The organism is Synechococcus sp. MIT S9503, from assembly GCF_047304175.1.
In the GTDB taxonomy this organism is placed as follows: domain Bacteria; phylum Cyanobacteriota; class Cyanobacteriia; order PCC-6307; family Cyanobiaceae; genus Synechococcus_C.
The window spans coordinates 1,480,371-1,492,204 of sequence record NZ_CP138955.1 but is presented as its reverse complement, the minus strand read 5'-3'; the positions used below and the strand labels follow the sequence as shown (position 1 = coordinate 1,492,204).

12 protein-coding genes are annotated in these 11,834 nt (G+C 61.5%); 7 read left to right on the top strand and 5 right to left on the bottom strand.

The window, feature by feature from the left end; all coding sequences use genetic code 11:
• Nucleotides 1-8: 8 nt before the first annotated feature.
• Together SIB56_RS08565 and SIB56_RS08560 are read left to right on the top strand one after the other, a co-directional pair.
• Nucleotides 9-308, top strand: coding sequence for a ferredoxin (locus SIB56_RS08565; protein WP_115019479.1), 300 nt, complete (start codon nucleotides 9-11; stop codon nucleotides 306-308).
• 102 nt (nucleotides 309-410) lie between these two features.
• Nucleotides 411-797 (top strand): hypothetical protein, encoded by a 387-nt coding sequence (locus tag SIB56_RS08560; RefSeq protein WP_413323551.1) that lies wholly within the window; start codon nucleotides 411-413, stop codon nucleotides 795-797.
• 101 nt (nucleotides 798-898) lie between these two features.
• Here the strand turns inward: SIB56_RS08560 and psbV are convergent, their stop codons facing one another.
• Together psbV and rnz are read right to left on the bottom strand one after the other, a co-directional pair.
• Nucleotides 899-1,411, bottom strand: a complete 513-nt coding sequence (gene psbV, locus SIB56_RS08555; protein ID WP_413323550.1) for a photosystem II cytochrome c-550 — start codon at nucleotides 1,409-1,411, stop codon at nucleotides 899-901.
• An 87-nt stretch (nucleotides 1,412-1,498) separates the two neighbouring features.
• Nucleotides 1,499-2,470 carry a ribonuclease Z gene (rnz, locus tag SIB56_RS08550; RefSeq protein WP_413323549.1) on the bottom strand — a complete coding sequence of 324 codons (972 nt, stop codon included), beginning with the start codon at nucleotides 2,468-2,470 and terminating at the stop codon, nucleotides 1,499-1,501.
• Between the two features lie 144 nt (nucleotides 2,471-2,614).
• On the opposite strand from rnz, the gene SIB56_RS08545 reads away from it, so the two are divergent.
• The 3 genes from SIB56_RS08545 to SIB56_RS08535 are packed head-to-tail and all read left to right on the top strand — an operon-like array spanning nucleotide 2,615 to nucleotide 8,474.
• A complete protein-coding gene (locus tag SIB56_RS08545) occupies nucleotides 2,615-3,976 on the top strand; it encodes a SpoIID/LytB domain-containing protein (RefSeq protein ID WP_413323548.1) in 1,362 nt (453 codons plus the stop codon).
• Nucleotides 3,977-3,993: 17 nt separating this feature from the next.
• Nucleotides 3,994-4,782 (top strand): glucosamine-6-phosphate deaminase, encoded by a 789-nt coding sequence (locus SIB56_RS08540; protein WP_413323547.1) that lies wholly within the window; start codon nucleotides 3,994-3,996, stop codon nucleotides 4,780-4,782.
• On the top strand, nucleotides 4,779-8,474 hold the full coding sequence (locus tag SIB56_RS08535) for a hydantoinase B/oxoprolinase family protein (RefSeq protein ID WP_413323546.1): 3,696 nt from the start codon (nucleotides 4,779-4,781) through the stop codon (nucleotides 8,472-8,474). The genes SIB56_RS08540 and SIB56_RS08535 overlap by 4 nt, the downstream gene beginning before the upstream one ends.
• 21 nt (nucleotides 8,475-8,495) lie before the next feature.
• Here SIB56_RS08535 and SIB56_RS08530 read toward each other — a convergent pair whose 3' ends face one another.
• Complete coding sequence (locus SIB56_RS08530; RefSeq protein WP_413323545.1) at nucleotides 8,496-9,239, bottom strand: YebC/PmpR family DNA-binding transcriptional regulator; 744 nt, start codon at nucleotides 9,237-9,239, stop codon at nucleotides 8,496-8,498.
• Nucleotides 9,240-9,291: 52 nt separating this feature from the next.
• Nucleotides 9,292-10,182 (bottom strand): tRNA pseudouridine(55) synthase TruB, encoded by an 891-nt coding sequence (truB, locus tag SIB56_RS08525; protein ID WP_413323544.1) that lies wholly within the window; start codon nucleotides 10,180-10,182, stop codon nucleotides 9,292-9,294.
• A gap of 93 nt (nucleotides 10,183-10,275) precedes the next feature.
• Here truB and SIB56_RS08520 point away from each other — a divergent pair, with 93 nt between their 5' ends.
• Nucleotides 10,276-11,037 carry a class I SAM-dependent methyltransferase gene (locus SIB56_RS08520; protein WP_413323543.1) on the top strand — a complete coding sequence of 254 codons (762 nt, stop codon included), beginning with the start codon at nucleotides 10,276-10,278 and terminating at the stop codon, nucleotides 11,035-11,037.
• Between the two features lie 12 nt (nucleotides 11,038-11,049).
• Nucleotides 11,050-11,511, top strand: coding sequence for a DUF2127 domain-containing protein (locus SIB56_RS08515; protein ID WP_413323542.1), 462 nt, complete (start codon nucleotides 11,050-11,052; stop codon nucleotides 11,509-11,511).
• Nucleotides 11,512-11,529: 18 nt separating this feature from the next.
• On the opposite strand, the gene rpmA is transcribed toward SIB56_RS08515, so the two are convergent.
• Nucleotides 11,530-11,796: a 50S ribosomal protein L27 gene (gene rpmA / locus SIB56_RS08510; RefSeq protein ID WP_413323541.1), complete on the bottom strand. Its 267-nt coding sequence runs from the start codon at nucleotides 11,794-11,796 to the stop codon at nucleotides 11,530-11,532.
• Between the last annotated feature and the right edge of the window lie 38 nt (nucleotides 11,797-11,834).

Genomic DNA, 11,834 nt, shown 5'->3' with positions numbered 1-11,834 from the left:
CTTCATTCATGGCTTCCTACAAGGTCACCCTTGTCGCCGAAAGCGAAGGTCTCAACAAGACCATCGAGGTTCCCGACGACCAATACATCCTCGACGCCGCTGAAGAGCAGGGCATTGACCTGCCGTATTCCTGCCGTGCCGGAGCCTGCTCAACCTGCGCCGGCAAGATCACCTCTGGAACAGTTGACCAGTCCGATCAGAGCTTCCTGGACGATGACCAGATCGAAGCCGGTTTCGTGCTGACCTGCGTCGCCTACCCCACGTCTGACTGCACCATCAAGACCCACGCGGAGGAAGAGCTCTACTGAGCTGTTGCGGTTCGATCTTCGGATTCAGGGAGACACTCCGATGCCACCCTCCCCCAGGGGTGGCTTTTTGCTGTCAGTGTGGTGCGACTGGCTTCCCTGCCGATGACCGCCGTTCCCGCTGCCCCGCTGAGTCCTGAAGTGGAAGGTTTGCTGGATCACGGATCGGTGCATACCAGCCCTGGTGGTCAGTACAGCTTTCGTGTGATCGGCCCCTGCTGCCGACTCTATGACCGCGAAGAGCTGCCGTGGCCTTGCTGCCGCCTGGCCTGGCGCAGCAAGGAGCCAAGCTGGCGACGTGTCGGTCGTCGCTTCGTGGCGGACATGGCATCGCGTCGATGCCCCTCTTACTCGGTTGAACTGCTGCAACCCGGATCCAGGCCAACGATCACTGTGCTGACACTGTTCCCGCAGCGTTTCAGTTCCGACATGCAGGAATGGTGGTACAGCCGTCGACCACGTTCGATGGATGCCAGCAATCTTGCGCCCTGACTGCTTCGACTTGTCTCTCTGTTTGTGATCGGGAGGCCTCGCCTTGACAGGGTCCCCAGCTGTTTCAGGCCGTGCTTGATGGCTTTTTCGTCACGCACGCATCAGAAGTAGATCTTGCCGCCGCCCCATTCCTGGCCGAGCACCTTCGGGGCCACAAGGATGTAGGCCGACATCAGTTGCAGATCCTCATCGGTGAGGTCACGCATCGCCGGATACAGGTCGCGGCTGCGCATGCTGGGGTGAAGGTCGGCAATGCTGTACTCGCCGTCATAGGAGGTGGGGTCCTGCAGGTAGTCCACCAATGCCGCGATGTTGTTGCGCGATGGCGTGGCCAGCGCCAAGGTTTCCGGATCGAGGCCAACGTTGTGGTTGGTCTTCGTGATGCCTCCGGCGTGACAGGTCCCGCAGCTGGTGTTGAACACCTTGCGACCTGCCTTCACCTGTTGTTCGCTGAAGGTGACTGCGGTGCCATCCGAATCAGAGGGAACGGTGAGTGTCTCGGTATCCCATTGAGCGGCCTGAGCGGGTGAGCTGATCATCAGCACAGCCATCATCGGCAGGGCAATCAGCAGTCGACTCAGCGACTGTTGCAGGTTGAGGAGAAAAGGGGCCATGAAGGATGCCAGAGACCGATGGATACATCGCACCAAGCTCTTGTATCACGCTGCAGTATCAAAATAACGCCCACCAGGCTTCAAGGATCACGAACTGTTGCAGCATGCGATCCGTTCCGATGCGTGCACATCGACGCAAAGGAAGTCCTTGGCAAGGATTGTGTTCGGGAAAATCGCTCTGGCTTCCGAAAGCAGATCGTCTGCGGTCACAGCGTTCCCAGGTGCATAGCGGGGGCTTAGGTGGGTGAGAATGAGCTGACTGACCCCCGCTTCCGCCGCGGTCTGTGCCGCCATCGTGCTGGTGGAGTGCTGTCGCTGGAAGGCCATGTCGGCCTCGGAATGGGAAAACGTTGACTCATGGATGAGCAGATCCGCGCCCTTGGCCAGGGTCACGGCTGCTTCGCAGAACACGGTGTCGGTGCAATAAACGATGCTCGCTCCTGCCCGCTGCGGTCCACACAAGGTTGTGCCGTCAATGCTCCTTCCGTCATCCAGCGTCACCGTTTCGCCCCGTTTCAGGGCGGCATAGACAGGTCCCGGTGGGATCTCCATCTCCCGAGCCTTGTTGATGTCAAAGCGACCTGGCTTCGGCTTTTCCTCAACGCGGTAGGCATAGGCAGGAACACGATGGTGCAGGGGTGTCGCCCGCACGGTGAGATCGTCGTCCTCGAAAACAAGGCGATCCGCTTCAGCTGCATCGCGCACCTGATGCACGTTGAGGGGGTATCCAATACGGGTTGAGCTGGTGCGCAACACTCCTTCGAGATAACTCCCGAGGGGATCGGGGCCATAGAGATCAACCCCACCACTGCTTCCGCTCAGCCCCAGGCTGGCCAGCAGACCTGGAAGACCAAAGACATGGTCGCCGTGCATGTGGGTGATGAAGATCCTTCGCAGCTGCGAAAGCCTCAAGTCGCTGCGCAGAAACTGATGCTGAGTGCCCTCTCCGCAATCGAACAGCCAGAGTTCCGAACGCTGAGCAAGCCGCACTGCCACCGCTGAAACGTTGCGGGCCCGGGTCGGGACTCCAGAACTGGTGCCGAGAAAGGTGACCTGCACGGCATGGTGGGCTCAATGGTCAATCTGCCATGAAGGCCTGGCTGCAGTCCGCTGGGCGGGGCACACTGAGCGACCGTTGACTGACGAGTGTTCCTAAACCTCTCCTCTGGTCGTGGATTCAGCAGGGCAGCGCTTGTGCTGCCCATGGTCGTTCTTGCCCTGATCTCTGAACCAAGGTCAGCGGTCACTGCCGAGGAGCCGCAGATGCGCGTTCTGGTGGCGGAAGGTTCTGAGCTGATGCTTCGATCTGATGGCGATCAGCCGCTTCGGGTTCATGGCCTCGGAAGGCGCGATAGGAGTTTTCAGCGTCTGCGGGTTCGCGTGCGTGGTGATCGTCTGGCGCTGACAGATGGAGGAGGAGAGGGCCATCGCTCACTGCGGATCAGCTCGAGTGATCCACGCGGCATCTGGCTAGGACAGCGGCGTTATCACGGAGATCTGTTGCTGCTGATCCGCAACGGCAGGATCCAGGCAGTCAATCAGCTGGGCATCGAGACGTATCTGCCCAGTGTTGTCGGCAGTGAAATGCCTGCCAAGTGGCCCCTGGCAGCGCTTCAAGCCCAGGCCGTAGCAGCTCGTACCTATGCCCTGCGACAACGCAGAGGCAAGGGGGATTTCGATGTGAAGGCCACGGTGAGCAGCCAGGTCTATAAGGGGATCGAATCAGAAACTCCGAGAACCCGGAAAGCGGTGGAGACAACCCGCTCGCTCGTTCTGGTGCACAACGGGCGCCTGATCAATGCGGTGTTTCACAGCAGTTCAGGGGGAGCGACCGAGCCCAGTGGCGAGGTCTGGCAAAACCAGCTGCCCTACCTCGTGAGTGTCAGAGATCACGACCAGCACAGTCCAGTGCACCGCTGGAATCAGCGTTTCGAGGCCGGCGATCTGCGCCGTCGCTTCAAGGAGACCGGCGGAGTTCAAGGGCTGCACGTTCTCAGCACCAGTTCCACGGGCAGGGTGCGCTCGGCTCGGATTCAAGGCCCAAGCGGGTCATTGGTGCTCACAGGCCGTCAGCTGCGTCAACGTCTTGGCCTGAAGAGCACCATGGTGCGCTTCTCTCTGCTGCAGGACGAACCCGCTCTCGCGTCGGAGTCTCCCAGATCAGGGAAGTCTGTCTCCGAATCGACTCCACCGTTGATCGGCTACTGGCGTGATTCCGCCAGCGGCATCAGCAGCCGCTCGGCCACTGTTGCAGCCGGAGATTCCGTTCTTGCTCCTTCCTCTCCTCCTCCTCCGGTGAGTGACTGGAGCAGGGCACGCAGTCAGACATCCACCCGCGGCGAGCGAGTTTCAAGCGATTTGATCGTGCTGGAAGCACAGGGCCGGGGCTATGGACACGGCGTTGGCATGAGCCAGTGGGGTGCCCATGGTCTGGCCAGCCAAGGAGCTGGTTTCCGCGACATTCTTCGCCACTATTACCGCGGCGCAACGATCAGGCCTTATCAGCCTGCGGATGATCCAGCAGTGGCATTCAGCACCCCTTCGGAGCCAGCCTTGAAGGGTTGAACTGCCGCGATCACTGCGTGCCTCAGTTTCTGTCCAGGCTTGTGGTCCAGCGCCGTCCGGAACCGGATGCGCTGATGCAGGCGCTTGTCGACCACGTGATGGTTCACCTCGACTCGGTTCTGGAGCAGGAGCGTTTCAAACCACTAGGGCTCGCGACGGGCAGAACCATGGAGCCCTTCTACGGGACCTTTGTACAGCGTCTTTCCGCATGGCCGGCGTCGCGTCTCGCGCTGCTCAAGCGCCGCTGGTTGAGTTTCAATCTGGATGAATATGTGGGGCTGACGTCGGCTGATGAGCACAGCTTCGCTTCCTACATGCAGGCTCAGCTGGGTCGCCCTCTCGAGCTTGCCCCCCAACAGCTTTGTCTGCCGGACGGCAGCGCCGGCGATCCATCTGAAGAGGCCCGACGCTATGCAGCAGCTGTTCAGGAGGCAGGGGGCATCGGTCTTCAGTTGCTGGGGCTCGGCGGCAACGGTCATGTGGGTTTCAATGAACCCCCATCACCTGCCGGCTGTGGCTGCAGGGTGGTGACCCTTCAGCCAGCCACGCGAATTCAGAATGCCGGTGCTTTCGGAGGAGATCCCGACCGGGTGCCCGAGCGGGCGATCACCCTCGGTCTTGATGAGATTCTCGCCGCCGACGAGATTCATCTGATCGTCACCGGTTCCGCCAAGGCTGAGATCCTGCGCACTGCTTTGCTTGATCCCTGCAGCGCCGAGGTTCCCGCCAGCTGGCTTCAGCAGCACCCCAGAGTGCATCTCTGGGTAGATGATGCGGCCAGTGCCCATCTGCCGCTGTTGTCTTGACCCGATGGCAATTCTGGATTGATCGCGGCGGCACGTTCACCGATTTGGTGGCACGTCATCCGACAGGTCAGCTGCTTGTGCGCAAGGTGCTTTCAGTGCAGCCGGAGGTGCCGGGGGATCCAGCCGTGGCTGCCATCCGTGAGCTGATGGGGCTTGCTCCGAATCAGCCGATCGATTCAGGACTGATCGAGGAACTGCGGCTGGGTACCACCGTTGCCACCAACGCACTGCTCGAAGGTGCGGGTGAACCAGTTCTGCTCGTGACCAATCGCGGACTGGGAGACCTGCTGTCAATCGGCGATCAGCACCGACGCGACCTGTTCGCGCTGGCCATTCCCCCTGCCCCTTCACTTGTCGCTGTCGTCGAGGAGGTGTCTTGCCGACTGGATGCCGATGGCAGGGAGTTGGAGGCCCTGCGGATCGAGGATGGGTTGAGGCAGAGGCTTGCCCGACATCACCGGGCCGGCATTCGCTGTTGTGCCATTGCACTGATGCATGCATGGCGTGATCCCATCCACGAAAGGGAGCTGGCGAAGGCGGCCAGAACCGCCGGATTCAGCACGGTGATCTGTTCCCACCAGGCAGGTCTTCTGCCGCGACTGGTGCCGAGGGGGCAGACGACCGTGGTGGAGGCAGCCGTGAAGCCTGTGCTCACCCGATATCTGAATCAGGTGAAAACCGCGTTGGGGGACCAGACCCGGTTCTTGGTGATGACGTCCAGTGGAGCTCTGCAGCACCCCAGCTCCCTGCTCGCGAAAGACACCATCCTTTCGGGTCCGGCGGGTGGCATGGTCGGAGCCGTTGCATCCGCTCAGCAGTCAGGCCTGGGCGCTTCGGCCCTGGTGGGCGTGGACATGGGCGGCACGAGCACCGATGTGTTCTGTCTGCCTGCAGGAGCCGCGGACCGTGACTGGGAACGCAATGCAGAAACAGAGATCGCAGGACTGCAGCTCACAGCATCCCGTCTGCCGATCCATACGGTTGCAGCGGGAGGTGGATCGATCATTGGTTGCGATGGCGGCCGCCTCACCGTGGGTCCACGCTCGGCTGGCGCTGATCCCGGCCCAGCCTGCTATCGACGGGGCGGTCCCCTGGCCATCACCGATGCTCACCTGCTGCTGGGTCGACTGCAGGTGGAGGCCTTTCCGGCCGTGTTTGGACCGGATCGCAATCAACCACCGGATCTGCGTGCGACCCGTGAGCGCTTTCACGCGCTTGGTCAACAGCTGGGTCAGGAGCCCGAGCAGCTGGCGGAAGGCGCTCTTGACCTCGCCGTCGAGGTGATGGCAGGAGCGATCAGGCAGGTCTCCCTGTTCCGGGGGCATGACATCCGCGGAGGGGTGCTGATTGCCTATGGCGGTGCAGCGGGGCAGCTTGCCTGTCGACTGGCCGAATCCCTCGGGCTGCATCAGGTTTTGCTCCATCCCATGGCGGGGGTGCTCTCGGCCTATGGACTCGGGCAGGCCCGTCAGCGTCAGCTGCATCAGCGGTCGATCCGCCGTCCCCTGGATGCGGCGCTGCTGAGTGGGCTGCCGGCCATGGTCAGTGCTGATCTTGATCAGGCAACCCTGGCTTTGCGGCAGATCTCACTGGCATCGCCGGAACTGATGGAACATCGCGTTCGGCTGGAGCTCCGCGACGCTTCCTCTGAACAGGGATTGACGCTCTCGCTGATATCCGCTGTGCACGATCTGGATGTTCATCAGCTTGAAGCGCTGTACGACGAGGCGCATCGGCGCCGCTTCGGCTACGCCCCGCCGCATGCCGACCCTCTGATTGCTGAACGCCTGGAGGTGGAGGTGCTCGATGTGGTGGCAGATGACGCCTGTCAGTGGTCAGCCGATGTCAGTGGCATCGCTGCCGATTCATCGGACCAGATTCAGCAGGCCACTGTTCACTGGAAAAACCAGGGCTGGTGTGAGGTGCCCGTGCTGGAGCGTCGACAGCTGCCACGTGATCAGCAACTGCAGGGTCCTGCGTTGATCCTGGATCCCACCGCAGGGATTGTTCTCGAGCCGGGGTGGATGGCCCGGCTGCTGGACAACGGCAGTGTGGTTCTGGAGGCAGTGTCCATCGCCGATCGGGAGATGCCTGCCGGGGCCGGGACCGGCGGCGCAAGTTCCCAAGAGGATTCGCTGCCAGACCCTGTGGATCTCAGCCTCTTCCATCACCGTTTCATGCAGATTGCCGAGCGCATGGGTGAACGGCTTCGCCAGACCAGTCGCTCGGTGAATATCCGCGAGCGACTGGATTTCTCCTGTGCTCTGTTCGACTCGGAGGGGGCTCTTGTTGCCAATGCTCCCCACATCCCTGTGCATCTGGGTTCGATGGGGGATGCAGTCGAGGATCTGCTTGGGCAGATCCGTCGTGGTGAGAGGCCGGTGCTGGCGCCAGGCGACACCGTGATCAGTAACGATCCCTTCCATGGCGGCACCCATCTGCCCGACATCACCGCGATCACTCCCTGTTTCGTGGAGGGGAACCCGGATCCCTTCGCCTTCGTGGCCTGTCGCGGCCATCACGCCGATGTGGGCGGACAGACGCCAGGCTCCATGCCCCCTTTCAGCACCAGCATCGAGCAGGAAGGCCTTCTGGTGCGCAACCACTGGTTGAGCGCCGGGGGAACACCGGATCGTCAGGGCTGGAACCAGTGTCTGCAGGGTCTGAGATCGCCGCCGAGGGATCCGGAACTGCTCTGGGCCGACCTTCAGGCTCAGGCCGCTGCCAACTATCTGGGAACGGAACTGTTCGGTCAGCTCCTGCAGCTCGAGGGGCCGCGACGTGTCGGGCGCTATCTGCGGCATGTTCAGGACCATGCAGCAGCCACAGTTCAACGCCTGATCGGCCGTTTTCAGAACAGAACCTTCGAGGTGCAGCTCGACAACGGCGCAAGGCTAAAGCTGGCCTTGCAGGTGGATCACAAACGGCAACAGGCCGTACTCGATTTCACTGGAACCAGTGCCCAGTCCACGCACAACTTCCACGCTCCGCTGGCGGTGACCAAGGCTGCCGTTCTCTACGTGATCCGTTGTCTCGTGGAGGAGCCGATCCCCATGAATGCCGGCTGTTTCCGGCCGCTGACCCTGGTTGTTCCGGAGGGATCCCTGCTCAATCCCCGCTCGCCGGCAGCAGTGGTCGCCGGCAATGTGGAAACCTCTCAGGCGCTCTGCAATCTTCTGTTTGCATCGCTCGGAGTGATGGCAGCTGCCCAGGGCACGATGAACAACCTCACCTTTGGGGACGGGCGCAGGCAGTATTACGAGACCATCGCCGGAGGAGGAGGCGCTGGCGAGGGATTCCCCGGTTCGAGTGGTGTGCAGACGCACATGACCAACTCCAGGCTCACTGATCCGGAGATTCTTGAGCAGAGATTTCCTGTGAGGCTGGAACGCTTCGGATTCCGTCAAGGCAGCGGCGGCGCCGGTCGCTGGTGTGGAGGCGATGGCCTGTTGCGGGAGTTCCTCTTCCTGGAACCGTTGACTGCGGCGCTGCTTTCAGGGTCCAGAAATGTGGCGCCTTTCGGTCTTGCTGGAGGCCAACCCGGGGCAACAGGAACGGCTCTGCTGACCCGTGCCGACGGCACGGTTCGGGTGTTGGATGGTTGTGTTCAGCTTGCTGTGAAGGCCGGCGATCGACTGTTGATCGCAACACCCGGTGGCGGCGGCTGGAGCACCTTGCAATCGGTGCGCTGAGCAGCGAAGCCATTGATCAGATCACTTGCCCAGATCCTGATCCAGCTCGAGGTTCGCGCTGACACTGCAGATGTCATCGAGCTCCTCGAGAGCATCAAGCAACTTCAGGCACTGCCGACTGCTCGCCTCGTTATTGGGGGTCACCTGGGTGAGCGGCTGCCAGCAATGCGACCACTCCGCGACCGCCCAGCCCTGATCACGGAGTCCTTTCTGCAGTGATTCGAGCGCTTCGAACGGGCCGTGCACGAGAGCTTCTTCATCGCTCAGGAGCTCATATCCGTCGGCATTCAGACTGAGCAGGGATTCCAGCAATGTTTCCTCGTTGATCGCGGGGCTCTGGAGACGCACTTCACTGCGGTGCTGGAACAGATAGCTCACGCATCCGCTTTCCCCGAGGCTGCCACCGTGCTTGCTGAAGGCCAGACGCACTGCCGCTGCCGTGCGGTTGCGGTTATCGCTCAGCGCCTCAACCAGCACAGCCACGCCGCCTGGGCCATAGCCCTCGTAGCGGATTGACTCGAGGTGTGCCGCGTCGTCACCCTGGCCGGACCCCTTGGCGATGGCGCGTTCGATGTTGCCCGCCGGCACGCCAGCGGCCTTGGCCTTGGCGATTGCCGTGCGCAGCTGGAAATTGCCATCAGGGTCACTGCCTTGGCGGGCAGCCACGCTGATTTCTCGACCGATCCGGGTGAACACCGCACCTCGTTTCGCATCCACCACCGCCTTGGTGCGTTTGATCTGGGACCATTTGCTGTGGCCTGCCATTCGGATGCATCGGCGCCCGTCCGTTCAAAAGCTAATGACCGGGCTCGGAGCATCAACCTCTGGCTTCGAACACCAGCTTGGGCCTCAGGCCATCCTCTTCATCGGGCACGCCGAGCCCGAGCATTCGTCCACTTTCACTGAGCATCACCACCGCTTCGGCGGACTCTCCGATGCCTGGAGTGATCCTGCGCCCATAGCTCCAGTCGAGCTGTTCGTGCGGTGTCAGCAGCCGTCGGGGCAGATGAGGCAAAGCCAGCTCGGGCGGCAGCAAAGCCAGTGCGCCCTCACCGACGATCGCAGGTGCATCGGGAAGAGGAACGGCCTTGTCATCATGAAATCCCAGCGCCTGGGTGCGCCGGAGGCTGGCCAGACAGCCTCCGCATCCAAGTGATGCGCCTAGGTCTCTGGCCAGTGAACGGATGTAGGTGCCTGCTGAGCAGTGCACCTCCACGCTCAACTGCGCGCCTGCGGCATTCCATCCCAGCAGATGCAGTTGATGAATGGTCACGGTCCGAGCCGGAAGTTCCATCACCTCTCCACGTCGTGCCCTGGCATGCGCCCGCTCCCCGTTCACGTGCAGGGCTGAGACCTGTGGCGGGTGCTGGGAGATCGGGCCTCGGAACCGGTCAAGAGCCAGATCCAGTGCTTCGGGGCACAGAACGGGCACGGCTGCCCTGGACAGTTCCACGCCCTGCAGATCGTCGGTGCTGGTGGTGATCCCCAGTTGGATCACACCCCGATAGGTCTTCTCGCCAGGCAGGTAGGGCAACAACCGTGTCGCCTGCCCCACGGCGATCGGCAGCACCCCGGTCACCGCAGGATCAAGGGTGCCACCGTGCCCCACCCTGCGGATGCCGAGCAGCCGTCGGATGCGAGCCACGCATGCTTGTGAGGTGAGGCCCGCCGGCTTGTCGATCACGGCAAAGCCAATGAGCGCAGTCAAGATGCCGGACAGTTCTGGTAGTCGACTGTGGCACCTTGCCGTTGTCGCTCGCTGGTACGCGCGTAGGTTTGCCCGATCACGTCCTGATGGTCGATGCAGCCACTCAATGTCTCCGCTGGTATGGACATTCAGGATTTTCTCGACAGTGGCTTTTCGGTGAAGGAGCATCTGGCCTCCTACCTGTCGCTTTCGCCGGCGGAGGTTGCCGAACGACTACCCCAGAGCACGGAGAACCTGGCGGCGATGCATCCGGGAGCCTTCGATCCAGAGCGAGCTGCGGATTTCTATGAGGACACCGTTGGGACGGGTCACCTGTTCGAGCTGGCGGCCTGGCATCTCAGCAGCTCCGACTACATCGCTGACACGCTGCGGTTGCAGCAGCAGTTCGCCCATGGGGATGTGCTTGATTTCGGCGGCGGTATCGGCACCCATGCTCTGGCAGCCGCTGGCCTTGAGAGCGTGAGGCATGTGTGGTTTGTGGATCTCAATCCTCAGAACCGGGCGTTCGTGCAGGACCGTGCTGCGCGCCTGGGACTTGAGGAGCGTCTGAGCGTTCATCGCGACCTCGACAGTCTTCCCGGTCGCAGTTTCGACACCGTGGTTTGTCTTGATGTGCTGGAGCATCTTCCCGATCCCTCCGCGCAGCTGATGGAATTTCACAGCCGTCTCGCTCCGGGCGGTCGGGCTCTTCTCAACTGGTATTTCTTCAAAGGGCACAACGGTGAATATCCTTTTCATTTCGATGATCCGGCTCTGGTGGAAGAGTTCTTCCGCTGTCTCCAGAGTCGATTTCTTGAGCTGTTTCACCCCTTGCTGATCACAACAAGGGTTTACCGACCGCTCAAGGATCTCTGATCTGAACAATCGATGGCTCAGACCGTTGACCGGAGCCGCTGGCTGATTCGCCTGATCGTGCTTAAAAAGCTTCTACTGGCAGCTGTTCTGCTGGCGATCAGTCTCGCCGCCATGTTCGGAGATGTTCACTACGCCCAGCTGTCTGATTTCGCCGAGACCTGGGGCAGGTCGGACCATCAGTTCCTGTCATCGCTCGCCGAGAAAGGAACTCTGCTGGGCCCCAATCGTCTGATGCGTCTGGCTCTGGTCTCCGGGCTCTATGCCGGCCTGATCCTGGTTGCGGCCTGGGCTACCTGGCTTGGTCGGCGCTGGGGAGAATGGCTGCTGGTGGTTGTTCTCGGTCTGGCTCTGCCCCTCGAACTTGAACATGCACTGCATGAAGTAAGCCCCAGACTATGGATTGTTCTGGGGCTCACGCTGATCGGTTTGGTGTTCACGACCCGTCTGGCGCTCAGCACGGAACGGCGCCATTGACGGCATAGGAGCTTCTGTTCAGACGCCGGCGATGATGTTGATCCGCTTGCGGTTGCGGAGGCCGCGGCGAATCGATTCGAACTTCACCACACCATCGGTCAGTGCGAAGAGGGTGTCATCCTTGCCATGGCCAACGTTGACACCCGGCAGAACCGAGGTGCCGCGCTGACGGATCAGGATCGAGCCAGCTGTCACGGATTCGCCGCCGTAAGCCTTCACGCCAAGACGTTTGGAATTGGAATCGCGGCCGTTGCGTGTTGAGCCTGTGCCTTTTTTATGAGCCATGGGGAGGGATGGAAGTTGAGAAAAAACTTGGTTATCGG

Coding starts and splice junctions, on each gene's coding strand:
- SIB56_RS08565 (WP_115019479.1), top strand. CDS start 9: ATGGCTTCCTACAAGGTCACCCTTGTCGCCGAAAGCGAAGGTCTCAAC.
- SIB56_RS08560 (WP_413323551.1), top strand. CDS start 411: ATGACCGCCGTTCCCGCTGCCCCGCTGAGTCCTGAAGTGGAAGGTTTG.
- psbV (WP_413323550.1), bottom strand. CDS start 1,411: ATGGCCCCTTTTCTCCTCAACCTGCAACAGTCGCTGAGTCGACTGCTG.
- SIB56_RS08545 (WP_413323548.1), top strand. CDS start 2,615: ATGGTCGTTCTTGCCCTGATCTCTGAACCAAGGTCAGCGGTCACTGCC.
- SIB56_RS08530 (WP_413323545.1), bottom strand. CDS start 9,239: ATGGCAGGCCACAGCAAATGGTCCCAGATCAAACGCACCAAGGCGGTG.
- SIB56_RS08520 (WP_413323543.1), top strand. CDS start 10,276: ATGCAGCCACTCAATGTCTCCGCTGGTATGGACATTCAGGATTTTCTC.
- SIB56_RS08515 (WP_413323542.1), top strand. CDS start 11,050: ATGGCTCAGACCGTTGACCGGAGCCGCTGGCTGATTCGCCTGATCGTG.
- rpmA (WP_413323541.1), bottom strand. CDS start 11,796: ATGGCTCATAAAAAAGGCACAGGCTCAACACGCAACGGCCGCGATTCC.